Origin of the sequence: Bradyrhizobium prioriisuperbiae (assembly GCF_032397745.1) — a bacterium.
Taxonomy (GTDB): domain Bacteria; phylum Pseudomonadota; class Alphaproteobacteria; order Rhizobiales; family Xanthobacteraceae; genus Bradyrhizobium_A; species Bradyrhizobium_A prioriisuperbiae.
On record NZ_CP135921.1, the window covers coordinates 7,897,097 to 7,915,143 of the forward strand.

At 65.3% G+C, this 18,047-nt stretch carries 3 protein-coding genes (1 of these 3 cut by a window edge); all 3 read right to left on the reverse strand.

Features of this window, described 5'->3' with window-relative positions:
- Tightly spaced (each overlapping or abutting the next), the 3 genes in view from RS897_RS36740 to RS897_RS36750 form a layout consistent with a single transcriptional unit that may run on beyond the window.
- The gene (locus tag RS897_RS36740) at positions 1-5,328 is read right to left on the reverse strand and encodes a type I polyketide synthase (RefSeq protein ID WP_315833555.1); all 5,328 of its coding nucleotides are present in this window, start codon (positions 5,326-5,328) and stop codon (positions 1-3) included.
- Entirely contained in the window at positions 5,325-13,931 is an 8,607-nt protein-coding gene (locus RS897_RS36745) for a non-ribosomal peptide synthetase/type I polyketide synthase (protein ID WP_315833556.1), read from the reverse strand. Before RS897_RS36745 ends, RS897_RS36740 begins: the two co-directional genes overlap by 4 nt.
- Positions 13,918-18,047 carry the 3' end of a non-ribosomal peptide synthetase/type I polyketide synthase gene (locus tag RS897_RS36750; protein WP_315833557.1) on the reverse strand. The gene runs 9,868 nt beyond the window's last position, so 4,130 of the gene's 13,998 nt are visible here — the last part of the coding sequence; its start codon lies beyond the right edge, outside the window; its stop codon occupies positions 13,918-13,920. Before RS897_RS36750 ends, RS897_RS36745 begins: the two co-directional genes overlap by 14 nt.

The following is an 18,047-nucleotide window of genomic DNA, read 5'->3' on the forward strand; positions in this document are numbered from 1 at the left end:
TCAAAGTACGTATACGCGACCGACCCAATCTGTCTTCTCCCGTCCTCGCCGCGAAATCTCCGGCAGACTTTCGTTCGTCGCCACTCCTTGCGCCGACAGCACTCGCTCGAGCAGGTACCTGGCGATCGCCGCCGGTGTCTGATAGTCGAAGGCCAGCGTCGCCGGCAGCCGCGCCCCGGCACGCTTGCCCAGCGCATTGCGCAGCACCACCGCCATCAGCGAGTCGAGCCCCAGCTCCTTCAGCGGACGTTCCGACTCCACGGCATCGGCCGCACCCAGCGACAGCACACGCGCGACCTCGCCGCGCACCACCTCAATCACCGCCGCCGCTCGATCCTTCTCCAAAAGCAACGCCAGCTCGGCGGCCCAGCCGCCACGCCGCGGCGCCGCCGTTGCCCGCCGCGGTGAGCGCACCAGCTCCCGCCACAACGGCGGAACGGTCCCCTCAAACGACTTGCGCAGCACTCCAAGGTCAAGCGGCACCGGCAGAAGCTGCGCTTCGCTCCGGCCGAGTGCCGCCTTGAACAGCGCGATCCCGTGCAAGGGATCTACCGACCCCAGCCCGCTCTTGGCCAGACGGACCTGCCGCACTCTGTCCAACCCGGACGCCAGACCTGCCGCCTTCGACGACGCGTCGGTCCACGGGCCCCAGGCCAGGCTCTGCCCCGGCAGCCCCGCCGCTCGGCGACGCGCCGCCAGCGCGTCCAGACACGCATTCGCTGCCGCATAGCCACCCAGACCGGCCGGAACGATGGTGCTGGCCACCGACGAGAACAGCACGAAGACGTCCAGATCCAGTCCGCGCGTCTCGGCATCCAGATGACAGGCGCCGCCAACCTTCGCCGCCATCACCCGGGCGAACCGCTCCGCGCTCTGCTGCACAAGCATCCCGATGTCTGAGATTCCCGCCGCATGCACCACGCCGCGCAGCGGCAGCTCCGACGGGATCGCCGCCAGCAACCCGTGCACCGCAGACCTCTCCGACACGTCGGCCGACGACACCGTCACCCGCGCACCCAGCGCCTCAAGCTCTTCCACCGCCTCCGCCGCACCCGGCGTCGCAAGTCCGCGACGGCCCGTCAGAACAATGTGCTTGGTCCCGCGCTGCGCCAGCCAGCGCGCCACATGCAGCCCAAGCGTACCCAGACCACCGGTAATCACCACCGTCCCGTCTGTCCGCACCTCGCGCAGAACCGCGCTCTCCAACGCCCGCCTCAGGCGCGCCACATGCCGCTCGCCGGCGCGCCAGGCGATCTCCTGTTCATCGTCTGCCGAGCTCAGCTCGCGCACGATCTCCTCGGCCATGTCCGCCGTGGCCTCGACGTCGACCAGCGTGCAGCCCAGCTCCGGGTGCTCCTGCATCACCGTGCGCCCAAGGCCCCACAGCGACGCCTGCGCCACCTCCGAAGCCTCCGCCGCCGTCACCGACACCGCACCGCGCGTCACCCACCACAGCCGGGGCGCCCGCTCCTGCTGCGCCAGAAGCTGCACCATCGACAGGCCCGCGCTCGCAACCCGTTGCGCCGCTTCCGCGTCTTCGACCTCCGCGCCGCGGCCCCACAGGCACACCACGTGATCGGCAGGCAACGCCGCCGACAGACCCGAGACATCCACGCAGGTACACTCGGCACCCGCCTGCCGAAGCCGATCGACCACAGCCGCCGACGCTTCGTCCTGACCCGCCACTACGACCCACCGACCAGAAGGCGCCGACACCTGCGGCGACGGCGACGGCGACCAGCCGAGCTGGTAAAGCGCGTTCGCAGTACCTTCCGAGCGCGGCAGAGAGCTCTCCTCCGCAGCACGGCTGCGCAGGCCAACCACCTCCACCAGCACATCGCCCTGCGCATCGCTCAACGTCACATCCACCAAAAGCCCTTCGCTCGCCTCGCCCGCCGCCTCCGGCCGCGCCCGCACATGGACCCACGCCGCTGCCGCGCCCTGCGCGTGCACCACCACCCGGTCCATCGCAAACGGCAGATGCAACGATGAGACTTCTCCAATCCTCAGCAGCGAGTGGAACGCCGCATCGAGCAGCGCCGGGTGGATGCCGTAGCGCTCCGCCCCCTCGACACCGTCCGGCAGCACCACCTCGCCAAGCGCCTCGTCCGTCCCCACCCACAGCGATTGCAGGCCGCGGAACGCCGCCCCATAGTCCAGCCCGAGCGATGCCAGCGTCTCGTACGCCTGCGCCACCTCGACACGCTCGGCGCAGCGCGCCCGCACCGCCGCCAGATCGAGGCGCGGCACCGCCTCCAGGCGCAGCCGCCGCACTTCGCTGCTCGCGTGCAGCGTCCACTCCGTGGCCGCAGAGGCGTCCGACGGCTGGCTGTAGACCGAGACCTCCGTCCGGCCATCCTCTTCGCTCACCAGAACCTGCACCCGACGGCCACCATGCTCGGGCAGCACCAGCGGCGCCTGCAGCACCAGCGACAACACCTCCACCGCCTCGCCAAGACAATGCTCGCCGCCCGCCCGCACCAGCTCGCACAGTCCGGCCCCCGGCATCAGCGCCGCTTCGCCTACCCGATGGTCGTAGAGCCAGCCATGCTCCCCGCGCGACAGCACCGTCTCGTACATCACCTTGCCGCCGGCCAGCGACACCCGAACTCCCAGCAGCGGATGGCCCGTCGCCTCCCCGGCACGACCCTGCAGCGCAGAGCCCTCGAGCCAGTACCGCTGCCGATCCCACGCATAGGTCGGCAGTTCCACACGCTTCCCGCCGCCCGGGAAGACACCCTCCCATTGCACCCGCCCGCCTCGGGCATGGTGGGCACCCAGCGCCTCCAGGATCGTCACCGCCTCCGCCCGTTCCGAACGAAGGCTGGACAGCAACACCGGTTCGTTCGCACCCATGGGCAAGCACGCCGGCACCAGCCCCAGCAACGTCGGCCGCGGACCAAGCTCCAGGTATTCCATCACTCCTGACGCATGCAGCGCGCCAATCCCATCGGCAAAGCGAACCGCTTCGCGCACATGCTTCACCCAGTACTGGGCCGTCGACAGTTCGTCGCCGGCCGCCTGGCCGCTGACGTTGCTCACCATCCCGATCCGCGCCGGCTGATACGCAACCTGCTCCGCAACCCGACGGAACTCCTCCAGCATCGGTTCCATCAGCGCCGAGTGGAAGGCGTGCGACACCGCCAGCCGCTTCGCCCGCGCGCCCAGCGCCGCAAACACCGACGACACCGCCTGCACACTCTCTTCAACGCCCGAGACCACGATCGACGACGGACCGTTCACCGCCGCGATCGACACCCGGCCATCCTGGGCCTCGACCGCCCGCGCGACCTCCGCTTCCGGCGCCTCGATCGACACCATCGCCCCGATCCGCGGCAGCGCCTGCATCAGCCGGCCGCGCGCCGCCGCCAGGCGCGCCGCATCCGCCAGCGAGAACACCCCCGCCACATGCGCCGCCGCCAGCTCGCCGATGCTGTGGCCCGCCACCACGTCCGGCTCCACGCCCCACGAGCGCCACAGCGCCGCCAGCGCAACCTCCAGCGCGAACAACGCCGGCTGCGTCCAGCCCGTCTCGTCGAGCAGAGACGCGCCAGGGCGAGCCTCCCACATCACCTCGCGCAGCGGCGCCTCGAGGTGCGGATCCAGCGCCGCACACGCCGCATCGAACGCCTCGCGGAAGGCCGGCCATTCCTCCCACAGCCCGCGACCCATGCCGACGTATTGCGAGCCTTGACCCGTGAACAGCCACGCCGTCTTGCCGCCCGCCCGCGCAGCTCCTCGCGCCGACCCAATCGGCAATTCGCCGTGCGCCGCCGCGGCCAGGTCCGACACCAGCGCCTCGCGCGTCGCCGCCACCACTGCCAGCCGGTGCTCGTGCTGGCTGCGCGTCGTCGCCTGGCTGTAGGCAACGTCGCCCAGGCTTTGCTCGGGCCGCGCCTTAACATGCGCCGCCAGACGCTGCGCCAGCGCCGCCAACGCCGGCGCGCTCCGCGCCGACAACACCACCAGCTCCGCAGACCGCGCCGCCGACGGCACCGCCTCGGCCGCCTCTGCCTCTTCCGGCGCCTCCTCGATCACCACATGCGCGTTCGTCCCGCTCATCCCGAACGAACTCACCCCGGCGAGCCGCGCCACGCCATTGCGTTCCCAGGGCACAGCCTCCGATGCCACCTGCACCGGCAGCTCGTCCCAGGCGATATGCGGATTGGGCGTATCGAAGTGCAGGCTCTTGGGGATCCGACCGTGCTGCAGCGACAGCACCACCTTCATCAGCCCCGCAACCCCGGCCGCCTCTCCTGTATGGCCGAGGTTGCTCTTCACCGAGCCGATGATCACCGGACGGCTCCGCTCCCGACCCTCCGCCAGCACCGTGCCCAGCGCCTGCACCTCGATCGGATCGCCCAGCACCGTCCCCGTGCCGTGGCACTCCACGTAGCCCACCTCCGACGGACGAGCCCGTGCATCCGCCAGCGCCCGACGAATGACGTCCTCCTGGGCCAACCCGCTCGGCACCGTCAGTCCCTGCGTCTGCCCGTCGTGATTGATGGCGCTTCCACGTATAATCGCCCAAACACGATCTCCGTCCTGTTTCGCCATGCTAAGTCGCTTGAGGACAATCATCCCGCAGCCGTCACTACCCACGATCCCATCTGCCGTCGCATCGAATGGCCGGCACCTCCCGCGACTACTGATGTGGCCCAGCATTCTCCATGGCTCCGCTCCGCGCGACATTCGAGGAATCGCTGCCACTCCGCCAGCCAGCGCCAGTGAACATTCGCCCGCACGCAGCGCCTTCATCGCCACATGCACTGCAACCAATGACGATGAGCACGCCGTATCGATGGTCATCGCAGGGCCGCGAAGCCCCAGCAAGTAACTCACTCTCCCGGCGATCATGCTCGCAAGCGATCCCGTCACGTCGTAGGCTTCCGCCCGAATATCGGACCGAAACCAATACGCAGCATAATCGCTACTAGACGCGCCAACATAAATGCCGACGCGGGCTCCTTTTAGCGTTTCCGCGGGTATACTTGCTTGTTCCAGCGCCTCCCAGCTCGTCTCCAGCAGCACCCTCTGCCGCGGATCCATTCGCTGCGCCTCTCTCGGTGATATCCCAAAAAAATTTGCATCGAACTCCGCTATCGTGTCGATCACACCGCAATCGGCCCAAACCCCATCATACACAATGCTCGTAATAAGATCGTTGCCGCTATCCAGCAGCCGGAAAAACTCCTCCACAGTTTCGCTTCCAGGCATTCGGCAGGCCATGCCCACGATGGCGATCGGCTCAGTGCGCTCGTATTCGACTTTTTGGTTCTGAGCTTTCAGTTTTTCGATGGCAATCAGCGCATCGCGTTCCAAACTCATTGGCTGGACTCCCCGGCGAGCACTCGTCGTAAGTTTTCGCGTAGCTCACGTTGCAATTCTGTCGGAGATAGCTCGTCGATCTCTCGAATGCGGTCCCGCAGCGCCTTGTCGTGTTCGAGCGCGTCAGTTTCCTTCGTCGTATGCTCGAGCTTCCCATCCGCCCGTCCGATGTATTGTGCAAGATTCTCTATGGTTGGATATTTGAAGAGATCCGCTGCGGCGATCCCCATCCCCAGACTCACGCGAATTCGTTGCTGGACTTTTAGGAGCCGAAGCGAAGTCCCGCCTTGCTCAAAGAATGTCCTTTTGGTGTCGACGGCCACAACATTGAGGACATCCTTCCAGATCTCGGCCAGCGCTTGCTCCAACCCCTCCCTTGGGGCTATGTGAGATTCTCCAAGGTGCGGCAGATCATGCGCGGCAAGAGCCTTCCGATCTATCTTGCCATTGAGTGTAAGCGGCAGATCGGTCAGTGGCACGAAGACGGCTGGCACCATATGTTCAGGCAGCGATAATCGCAGATACTGACGGAGTTCGTGCGGATCGACCGCATCCCCGGAGGCGACATAAAACGCAATCAGCTGTGAATCGGCCTCCTGAGGGCGGGTAGTCACGGCGCATCGGCTGAGCCGCAGATGGGTTGACAGCACCGCCTCGATCTCCCCCAGCTCGATGCGATGACCTCGCACCTTAACCTGGTCATCCAGCCGACCCAGATATTCTAAGTTCCCATCCGCCAGCCAGCGTGCCGCATCCCCCGTCCGGTACAGCCGCTCACCCGCCCCGAACGGGCTCGCCACAAAACGATTCGCCGTCAGATCGGGCCGGCCCAGATAGCCCCGCGCCAGTCCCACGCCGCCGATGTAAAGCTCACCACGCACCCCGATCGGCACAGGCTCCAGCAGCTCGTCCAGCACATAAAGCTGCGTGTTCCAGATCGGCCGGCCGATCAACGATGCCGGCGAGGCCGCATCGCAGGCCCAGAACGAGACGTCGACCGACGCCTCGGTTGGTCCGTATAGATTCTCCAGACGACCCGGCAGCTTGCTCGTACACTCCCGAATCAGTTCGATCGGCAATGCCTCGCCACTGCAAATCACCTCCCGAAGACTGGTGCAGTCCGAAACCCGCGGCTGCTGCAGGAACAGCCACAGCATCGACGGTACAAAATGCACCACCGTGATGCCCTGCTCGATGATCAGGTTCGCCAGATAGTCGCCTTCGCGATGGCCCTCGGGCCGGGCCAGGACCAGTCGCGCTCCCTTCAGCAACGGCCAGAAGAACTCCCATACCGATACGTCGAAGCTGAAAGGCGTCTTCTGCAGAACGCGATCCGAGGCAGCCAATCCATACGCATCGTCCATCCACGCTATGCGGTTGACCACACCGCCATGGCCGATCATCACCCCCTTGGGCCGGCCGGTGGAGCCCGACGTGTACATCACGTAGGCCAAATTGATCGGCGTAACGTTGCCGGTAGGCGGGCCGTCCGGCTGCCGGGCGATGCTCCCCCAGTCGTCATCCAGCCGCACCACGTGCACATCGGCCGGCAGCAACCCCTCCAGCGAAGTGAGCGTCAGCAGCACCCGCGCTTCGGCATCCTCCACCATGTACGCCAGACGCTCCGCCGGATAGCTCGGATCGAGCGGAAGGTAGGCTCCCCCCGCCTTCAGGATCCCCAGCAACCCAACCACCATTTCCAGCGACCGCTCCACGCACAGCCCCACGATCACCTCTGGCCCTACGTCCAGACCGCGAAGGTGATGCGCAAGTTGGTTGCTGCGACGCTCCAGCTCGCCGTAACTCAGTTCCCGGTCCTCGTGGACCACTGCCACCGCCTCGGGTGTCCGCGCCGCCTGCTCGCCAAACAGCTCGTGCACGCAGCGATCCCGCGGATAGTCCGCTGCCGTCGCATTCCACTCGACCAGCAGCTGACACCGTTCCCGTATCGTCAGGAGCGGCAGCTCCCCAATAGGTCGATCCGGCTCTCGCGGGGCCGCGTCCAGCATCGCCACCAGATGCGCCGCCATCCGTTCTACTGTCGATGCATCAAACAAATCCGTTGCGTACTCCAGCGTTCCGAATAGATGTTCCTCAGTCTCAAGAAGCGTCAACCCCAGATTGAACTTCGCCGTTGCCTCTACGCCTCCGTCTGCACGGACACCCTCTATCCAATCCCACTTCACTCCCTTCGTTGCCATCACGCACGGCGCGCGAACAAAGTCGAAGTTGGCTTGAATGAGCGGATTCAAATCTCGGTCACGCTCGCCTCCGTGCTCCTGTACTATCTCGCCGAACTCCACTTCCTGGTGCTGAAGCATCTCGACCACTGACTCTCCCATCTGATGGGCAAGTGTCCGGAACGTCGGCCTTCCGGACACGTCGCAGCGCACCACCATCGTGTTTACAAAGAAGCCCTGAACATCGTTGAATTCACTCCGGTCTCGGCGGGCCACCAGCGTCCCGATACCGAAATCCGTCTGCCCTGAATAACGATGCAGCACGCACGCCCACGCCGTCAGCAGCGTCACAAACAGCGTGCAACCTTCACGACGGCAAAACTCTCGTAACCGCTCCGTCAGCTCCGATGAGATCTCAATCGAAATCGCGTCCCCTTTGTGCCTGGGCATTACACACGGCCGGCTGCCGGGCAGATCAAGCCGCGGCAGACCCTCGAGTCGCTCTTTCCACCACGCTAAGTTCTGGCGGTGCGTCTCCGTTTGACGCAGCGCCCGCTCATAGCGCACAAAGTCCAAATAATCATACCCGAGCTTCCTAAGCGCCGAGTCTTGAGCCCCCGACTCGTACAGACTTGCGAGTTCCTCCATCAGCCTTACTGTCGACCACCCATCGGTGATGAGGTGATGCTGGGTGAACAGCAACAGATGCCGCTCCTCCTCCAGCGTTATCGCCAAGCTCCGCCACAGCAGGCCGCGCTTGAGGTCGAACGGCTTCGTTCGATGCTCGAACGCCAATCGTGCCGCCTGCACCTCCTTGTCGGATGTATCCCTCAGGTCCACCACCTCCAGCGGAACTGGGCCCTTTGACATGATCAGCGCCCGCGCCGTCTCCACTTCTTCCGGCCACACCGCCAGTTCCTGGATCGTCGTGCGAAGCACTTCGTGACGCTTCACCAACTTCGAAAGGCATGCGCGCACAAGATCCGTGTCAAGCCGTCCCGAGATCTTCAGCCCAAAATGTACATTGTACAGCGCACTGCCCGGCGTCAGCCGCTCGATGAACCACAGTCGCTGCTGGCCAAGCGACAACTCGGCGAGGCGCCACTCCTGCTCGTCCGCCTGATCACTTCGCTGCGGTATCGTCAATGGCCCACTATTCGTTGTGAGCGCCTCCCCTATCCACATTGTCTCCAGCAGGTACTTTGCGATGGCGGTTGGCGTCGGGTAATCGAACGCCAGGGTGGCCGGCAGCGAGGTGCCGGCGCGCCGGCCCAGCGCGTTGCGCAGCTCCACCGCCATCAGCGAGTCGAGCCCCAGCTCTTTCAGCGGACGCTCTGACCCCACCGCATCAGCCCTGCCCAGCGACAGCACCCGCGCAACCTCGGCACGGACCGTCTCGACCGCCGCCGCCAGCCGATGCTCCGCCGACAGCGACGCCAGTTCGCTCGCCCAGCCGCCACGGCGCACCGCTGCCGCCGCTCGCCGCGGCAGCCGCACCAGCTCCCGCCACAGCGGCGGCACCGTCTCATTGAACCTCCGCCGCAGCGCGCCCAACTCGAGCGGCGTCAGCATCAGCTGCGTCTCGCTGCGCGCCAGCGCCGCCGCGAGCAGCGCCGTCCCCTGCACCGGATCGAGCGCACCTATCCCACTCTTCTTGAGGCGCGCCTGCTGCACCTGGTCCAACCCCGACGCCAGACCCGCCGCTTGCGAGGAGTCGTCGACCCACAGGCCCCAGGCCAGGCTCTGCCCCGGCAGCCCCGCCGCTCGGCGACGCGCCGCCAGCGCGTCCAGACACGCATTCGCTGCCGCATAGCCACCCTGGCCCGCCGAGCCCAACGTCCCCGCAGCCGACGAGAACAGCACGAAGACGTCCAGATCCAGTCCGCGCGTCTCGGCATCCAGATGACAGGCGCCGCCAACCTTCGCCGCCATCACCTGGGCGAACCGCTCCGCGCTCTGCTCCGACAGCACACCGTCGTCCAGCACGCCCGCCGCATGCACCACGCCGCGCAGCGGCAGCTCCGACGGGATCGCCGCCAGCAACCCGTGCACCGCAGACCTCTCCGACACGTCGGCCGACGACACCGTCACCCGCGCACCCAGCGCCTCAAGCTCTTCCACCGCCTCCGCCGCACCCGGCGTCGCAAGTCCGCGACGGCCCGTCAGAACAATGTGCTTGGTCCCGCGCTGCGCCAGCCAGCGCGCCACATGCAGCCCAAGCGTACCCAGACCACCGGTAATCACCACCGTCCCGTCTGTCCGCACCTCGCGCAGAACCGCGCTCTCCAACGCCCGCCTCAGGCGCGCCACATGCCGCTCGCCGGCGCGCCAGGCGATCTCCTGTTCATCGTCTGCCGAGCTCAGCTCGCGCACGATCTCCTCGGCCATGTCCGCCGTGGCCTCGACGTCGACCAGCGTGCAGCCCAGCTCCGGGTGCTCCTGCATCACCGTGCGCCCAAGGCCCCACAGCGACGCCTGCGCCACCTCCGAAGCCTCCGCCGCCGTCACCGACACCGCACCGCGCGTCACCCACCACAGCCGGGGCGCCCGCTCCTGCTGCGCCAGAAGCTGCACCATCGACAGGCCCGCGCTCGCAACCCGTTGCGCCGCTTCCGCGTCTTCGACCTCCGCGCCGCGGCCCCACAGGCACACCACGTGATCGGCAGGCAACGCCGCCGACAGACCCGAGACATCCACGCAGGTACACTCGGCACCCGCCTGCCGAAGCCGATCGACCACAGCCGCCGACGCTTCGTCCTGACCCGCCACTACGACCCACCGACCAGAAGGCGCCGACACCTGCGGCGACGGCGACGGCGACCAGCCGAGCTGGTAAAGCGCGTTCGCAGTACCTTCCGAGCGCGGCAGAGAGCTCTCCTCCGCAGCACGGCTGCGCAGGCCAACCACCTCCACCAGCACATCGCCCTGCGCATCGCTCAACGTCACATCCACCAAAAGCCCTTCGCTCGCCTCGCCCGCCGCCTCCGGCCGCGCCCGCACATGGACCCACGCCGCTGCCGCGCCCTGCGCGTGCACCACCACCCGGTCCATCGCAAACGGCAGATGCAACGATGAGACTTCTCCAATCCTCAGCAGCGAGTGGAACGCCGCATCGAGCAGCGCCGGGTGGATGCCGTAGCGCTCCGCCCCCTCGACACCGTCCGGCAGCACCACCTCGCCAAGCGCCTCGTCCGTCCCCACCCACAGCGATTGCAGGCCGCGGAACGCCGCCCCATAGTCCAGCCCGAGCGATGCCAGCGTCTCGTACGCCTGCGCCACCTCGACACGCTCGGCGCAGCGCGCCCGCACCGCCGCCAGATCGAGGCGCGGCACCGCCTCCAGGCGCAGCCGCCGCACTTCGCTGCTCGCGTGCAGCGTCCACTCCGTGGCCGCAGAGGCGTCCGACGGCTGGCTGTAGACCGAGACCTCCGTCCGGCCATCCTCTTCGCTCACCAGAACCTGCACCCGACGGCCACCATGCTCGGGCAGCACCAGCGGCGCCTGCAGCACCAGCGACAACACCTCCACCGCCTCGCCAAGACAATGCTCGCCGCCCGCCCGCACCAGCTCGCACAGTCCGGCCCCCGGCATCAGCGCCGCTTCGCCTACCCGATGGTCGTAGAGCCAGCCATGCTCCCCGCGCGACAGCACCGTCTCGTACATCACCTTGCCGCCGGCCAGCGACACCCGAACTCCCAGCAGCGGATGGCCCGTCGCCTCCCCGGCACGACCCTGCAGCGCAGAGCCCTCGAGCCAGTACCGCTGCCGATCCCACGCATAGGTCGGCAGTTCCACACGCCTGCTATCTTCACCGTACAAGCGCTCCAGCCGCAGCAGACCGCCCACCACATGAAGCTTGCCCGCCGCGGCCAGCATCGAGGCGCGCTCCGGACGCTCGCGGTAGAGCGAGCCGGTCACCGTTCCCGCTATGCTGCTGTCGCCGACAAGCTCGTCCAGCGCCGGCAGTAACACCGGATGCGGGCTCAGCTCCACGAAGATGCTGTGTCCCTGCCCCAACAGGGCCTCCACTACCTTCGCAAACCGAACCGGTTGTCGAACGTTGTCCATCCAGTACGCTGCATTCAGCTCACCGTCACCGACCGGCTGGCCGGTCACCGTCGAGTGCATCGCCAGTGCCGGCGCCTGCGGCGACAGATCCGACAATGCAGTCAGCAGATCCTCGCGCAGCACATCCACCTGCGGACTGTGGCTCGCAACGTCCACCTTCACGCGCTTGCAGAAGATGCCCTGGCCCTCGAGCCTCGACAGCACCGCACCCATGGCTGCAGGCTCTCCCGACAGCACCGTCGAGCGCCGGCTGTTGCTCACCGCAACGCTCACCTGCGCCTCATAGCCAGACAGCGCCGCCTGCGCCTCGTCCGCCGGCAGCTGCACCAGCGCCATCTCGCCCTGGCCGCTGATGCTCTTGAGCAGGCGGCTGCGTCGGCAGATCACCTTCGCCGCGTCCGCCAGCGTCAACCCACCTGCCACATACGCCGCCGCAACCTCGCCCATGCTGTGGCCGACCACCACGTCCGGCTCCACTCCCCACGACCGCCACAGCTTCGCCAGCGCAACCTCCAGCGCAAACAATGTCGGCTGCACGACCTCAATGCTCTCCAGACGAGACGCCTCTGCGGCTCTCTGCAGTTCTTCAATTACCGACCAGCCCGTCTCCAACGCGATCGCCGCCGAGCACTCCTCCAGTGCCTCTCGGAACACCGGCTCCTCTGACAGCAGCTCTCGACCCATCCCAAACCACTGCGAGCCCTGGCCGGGGAACACGAACACAACCTTTGGACGGCCCACGCTCGCCCGATCCCGGCTCAGTCCTTCCACCGGCTGGTCGCGCGATGCCGCTTCAAGCCCCGCAACCAGCTCCGCGCGCGTGGCCACCGCCAGCGCCAGCCGGTGCTCGTGATGGCTCCGCGTCGTCGCCAGGCTGTATGCGATGTCGCCCAGCGCCTGCTCCGGATGCGCCTGAACATGCGACGCCAGACGCGATGCCGCCGCATCCAGCCCCGCCGTACTCTTCGCCGACAAAACAACAAGCTCCGCCGAGCGTGGTGGCGGCGACGGCAATGTGACCTCGGCCTCGCGCGGCGCCTCTTCCACCACCACGTGCGCGTTCGTCCCGCTCACCCCAAACGAGCTCACCCCGGCAATCCGCGCCACGCCGTTGCGCTCCCACGCCACCGGCTCCGACGCCACCTTCACCGGCAGCTCGTCCCAGGCAATGTGCGGGCTCGGTGCATCGAAGTGCAGGTTCTGCGGGATCCGCTCGTACTGCAGCGATAGCACCACCTTGATCAGGCCCGCCACCCCGGCCGCCGCATCCGTGTGACCGAGATTGCTCTTCACCGATCCGATGATCACCGGCCGGCCGCTGTCACGTCCCTCCGCCAGAACCGATCCCAGCGCCTGAACCTCGATCGGATCCCCCAGTACCGTTCCGGTCCCGTGGCACTCCACGTAGCCAACCTCCGACGGCTTCACTCTCGCCTCAGCCAGCGCTCGACGGATGACATCCTCCTGGGCGAGCCCGCTCGGAACGGTCAATCCCTGCGTCTGCCCGTCATGATTGACCGCACTCCCGCGGATCACCGCCAAAATACGATCGCCATCTTGCTGCGCCGTGCTCAGGCGCTTGAGCACAACCACACCGCAGCCGTCGCTGAACACGGTTCCGTCCGCGGACGCATCGAACGTCCGGCACTTCCCACGCTTGCTGATGTGACCCATCGCGAATCCCGACTGGGCGTCTCTCAGTATTCGAGACAACGTCGAAACACCGCCGGCGAGTGCCACCTCACACTCGCGCGCGCGCAAAGCCTTTATCGCCACATGCACGGCGACCAGTGACGACGAGCACGCCGTGTCGATCGTCATCGACGGGCCGCGAAGCTTCAGAAAATAGCTCACCCGGCCGGCAATCACGCTCGCGAGTGAGCCTGTCACATCGTAGGCGTCTGCCTCGGTATCTGGCCGGCGCAAATGCGCTACGTAACCGCTGCCAGACGCACCGACATAAACGCCGATGCGCTCTCCATCAAGCGACGCCGCCGGAAGCCCGGCATGCTCCAACGCCTCCCAGCTCGTCTCCAGCAGCAGACGCTGTCGCGGATCCATCCGCTGAGCCTCTCGCGGCGATATCCGGAAAAAGTGCGCATCGAACTCCGCCATCGTGTCGATCACGCCACATGGAACCAAAGTTCCGTCCCACGCGAAACTCGCGATCGGATCGCCCCCCGCCTCCAGCATGCCCCACAGACCTTCCGGTCCTTCGCTGCCAGGCATCCGACAAGCCATCCCAACAATCGCAATCGGCTCGGCCTCCCCAACCGCTGCGAGGCGCTTCCTCAGATTTTGGATGACGGCAGCAGCTTGCCGGAGGTTCTCCTCTCTCTTATCAGAGCCGGCCATCGCTCCTCTCCTCATACTCATAGTCGACTGACTGACGTTCGCGTCGTGAGCCACCAGCATTGAGTGTCGCATATTCGTCTTCGATCAGCCGTTGTACCTCTTCGACGGACATTTGCGTCGCTGGACCCGAGCCATGCGTTATTCCGTCGCCCGCTTCGACTGCGTTGCGCTCTGCAGAACGCATGCGGTCTATTCGGCGCCGTCCAAGATAGCTCGCAAGGGTATCAATGGTGGGGTATTTGAAGAGGTCGGCGGCGGCGACGTTCATCGCCAAGTTCGCTCGAATGCGTTGCTTGACACGGAGGATCGTCAGCGAATTACCGCCATGCTCGAAAAAGGTTCGACTGGCGTCAACAGTGGGGACGTTCAAGACATCTTTCCAGATCTCCGCGAGCGCTTGTTCCAGCCCCTCCCGGGGCTCTACCCGCGACTCTTCAAGCTGCGGCGCATCACGAGCGGCGAGAAGCTTGAGATCCACCTTGCCGTTGGGCGAGAGAGGTAGATCCGCTAACGCTACGAACGTCGCAGGTATCATGTGTTCGGGCAGTGACACTCGTAGATGTTGGCGGAGCTCGCGCGGAGCCACTGCGTCGCCGGCCGGAATGTAATACGCCACCAATTGTGAATCGCCGTTCTCGGTGCGAACAATCACGGCGCATTGGCTCACCCTCGAATGAGCCGTTAGCATTGTCTCGATTTCCCCGAGCTCAATACGATAACCGCGAATCTTTACTTGTTGATCCGCACGACCGAGATATTCGAGTTCGCCATCAGATCGCCAGCGAGCAATATCCCCGGTCCGATACAGCCGGCCACCGCTCCCCCCAAAAGGATCTGGTACGAACCGCTCCGCCGTCAGATCATTTCGACCCACGTAGCCCCGCGCCAATCCAGCACCGCCGACATACAGCTCGCCGGAGACGTCCACCGGTACCAGATGGAGACTTTTATCAAGCACATAAAGTTGCGTGTTTGCTATCGGGCGACCAATCGGAACGACGCCTCCCTTCCACCGTTCAGCCAAAAAGCAGGTCGCGTCTGCGGCAACCTCCGACGAACCATACAGGTTTATGAAGCGACACTTTGGAAGAACGTTCAAAAGCTGTCGAAGCAAGTCTTCGCTGAGGGCCTCGCCACTCAATGTCCAGCTACGGAGCCCAACCACAGAGTTCTTGATTTGCGGTTCCTCAATCAGCGCCGATGCGAGCGACGGTACGGTGATAAGATGGGTAATGCGCTCGCGCGCAACAATCGAGATAAGCTCGCTCGGATCTTTGCTGGCGTCGTCGCGGACGATCACCAAAGGCACGCCCCTTGTTAGAGGGCCAAGCAGTTCGAAGACCGCGTCGACAAACCCAATTGAAGTCTTCTGGCAACAGACATCGTCATCACTGAGCACCGCAATCCCGGTCTGCGCCGCGATTCGGTTCACGACCCCACGATGAGTTGCCATCACGCCCTTCGGCCGACCCGTTGATCCGGACGTGTAGATCACATAGCAAAGGTTCTCATGGGCCACTCCACTCGCTGGCAACGTCGCAGGCTGTTTCGCGACATCTGTACGATCTCGGTCCAGCAGAACCACGCGTGAGCAATGCGTGGCCAGATTTCCTTCCACATTAGACTGCGTCAGCAGCACCGAAACAGCCGCGTCTTTCAGCATATAGGCAAGCCGCTCTTGAGGATAACTCGGATCCAATGGCAGATAGGCCCCACCTGCCTTTAGGATGCCGAGCACGCCCACCACCATCTCGATCGATCGCTCGACGTAGATGCCTACAACCACCTCCGCGCCAACCCCGAGCCCGCGGAGATGATGTGCCAGCTGGTTTGAGCGTCGGTCCAACTCGCCGTAGCTCATACGACAGTCCTCATAGAGAACGGCCACCGCTTCTGGCGTCCTAACCGCTTGGTCAGCGAAAAGCTCGTGAACGCACTTGTCCCGCGGATAGTCTGCCGCCGTTGCATTCCATTCAACAAGAAGCTGATGTCGTTCCTCAGCGGTTAGCAGAGGTAGCTCTCCCACGCATTGCTCTGGCGTCAGCATCGCCGCTTCCAACGTCACCTTCAGGTGTTCCGCCATCCGCTCCACAGTCGACGCATCAAACAGATCCGTGGCGTACTCCAGCGTTCCAAGCAGGCCCCTCTCCGTTTCCTTCAACGCAAGCCCAAGATTGAACTTCGCCGTTCCCTCCACACCTCCATCTGCACGCACAAAATCTACCATATCCCATCTCGCTCCATTCACCTCCAGCGCTTGCGGCTCGGAATTGAAATCGAAGCTCGCTTGAATAAGTGGATTCAAATCCAGATCACGACGGCCCGAGTGCTCCTGCACGATCTCACTGAATTCCACGTCTTGACGTGCCAGCGCCCCGAGAACCATCTCTCCCATTCGGTGCGCCAGTGTCTTAAATGTCGGCTCCTCAGACAGGTCACAGCGCAGCAGCAGCATGTTTATGAAGAAGCCCTGCACATCGTCGAACTCGGCTCGGTCTCGCCTTGCCACCATGGTCCCGATCGCAAAGTCCGTTTGCCCCGAATAACGATGCAGCACGCATGCCCAGGCCGTCAGCAGCGTTACGAAAAGCGTGCAGCCCTCGCGTCGACTAAACTCCCGCAGCCTTTCCGTCACTGCGGCCGGGATCTCGATCCGAACCGCGTTGCCCTCGTGCCTTGGCATCAGCCGCGACCGGCTGCACGGCAGATCCAACCGTGGCAACCCCGTAAGTCTCTCTTTCCACCACGCCACGTTCTGACGATGTTCGTCCGTCTGACGCAGCGCCCGCTCATACCGCACAAAATCCGAATAATCGTACTCACGCTTCCCAAGCGCCGCATCCCGAGCTCCCGACTCGTAGAGCGCAACCAGATCTCTTATCAATCTCATCACTGACCAAGCGTCCGTGATGAGATGATGCTGCGTGAACAGCAACAGATGCTGCTCCTCCTCCAGCGTTATCGCCAAGCTCCGCCACATCGGGCCCCCTGCGGCCTCAAACGGCTTCGTCCGATGCTCGAATACCAATTGCGTCGCCTGCGCCTCTTTGTCCTCTGCCTCCCCGAGGTCCACCACCTCCAGCACAACAGGACCCACCGGGCTGATCAACGCATGTGCTGTCTCCATCCTCTCCGGAAATACGGCAATCTCCACAAACGTCGTCCGCAGAACCTCATGACGCTCCACCAACTTCGCCAGGCATTCGCGCAAAAGCGCGATATCGAGCCGTCCCGAGATCTTCAGACCGAAGTGCACATTGTATAGCGCGCTGCCAGGCCTCAGCCGCTCGAAGAACCACAGCCGCTGCTGGCCAAGCGAAAGCTCCGTCATCCGGCACTCTTGCGCGTCCCAATCTGTCTTCTCCCGTCCTCGCCGCGAAATCTCCGGCAGACTTTCGTTCGTCGCCACTCCTTGCGCCGACAGCACTCGCTCGAGCAGGTACCTGGCGATCGCCGCCGGTGTCGGATAGTCGAAGGCCAGCGTCGCCGGCAGCCGCGCCCCGGCACGCTTGCCCAGCGCATTGCGCAGCACCACCGCCATCAGCGAGTCGAGCCCCAGCTCCTTCAGCGGACGTTCCGACTCCACGGCATCGGCCGCACCCAGCGACAGCACACGCGCGACCTCGCCGCGCACCACCTCAATCACCGCCGCCGCTCGATCCTTCTCCAAAAGCAACGCCAGCTCGGCGGCCCAGCCGCCACGCCGCGGCGCCGCCGTTGCCCGCCGCGGTGAGCGCACCAGCTCCCGCCACAACGGCGGAACGGTCCCCTCAAACGACTTGCGCAGCAATCCAAGGTCAAGCGACACCGGCAGAAGCTGCGCTTCGCTCCGGCCGAGTGCCGCCTTGAACAGCGCGATCCCGTGCAAGGGATCTACCGACCCCAGCCCGCTCTTGGCCAGACGGACCTGCTGCACTCTGTCCAACCCGGACGCCAGACCTGCCGCCTTCGACGACGCGTCGGTCCACAGTCCCCACCCAAGGCTCTGAGCTGGCAAACCCGCTGCGCGGCGGCGCGCCGCCAGCGCGTCCAGACACGCGTTCGCCGCCGCATATCCGCCTTGGCCGGCAGACCCCAGCGCCCCAGCAACCGACGAGAACAGCACGAAGAAGTCCA

Coding starts and splice junctions, on each gene's coding strand:
- RS897_RS36740 (WP_315833555.1), bottom strand. CDS start 5,328: ATGAGTTTGGAACGCGATGCGCTGATTGCCATCGAAAAACTGAAAGCT.
- RS897_RS36745 (WP_315833556.1), bottom strand. CDS start 13,931: ATGGCCGGCTCTGATAAGAGAGAGGAGAACCTCCGGCAAGCTGCTGCC.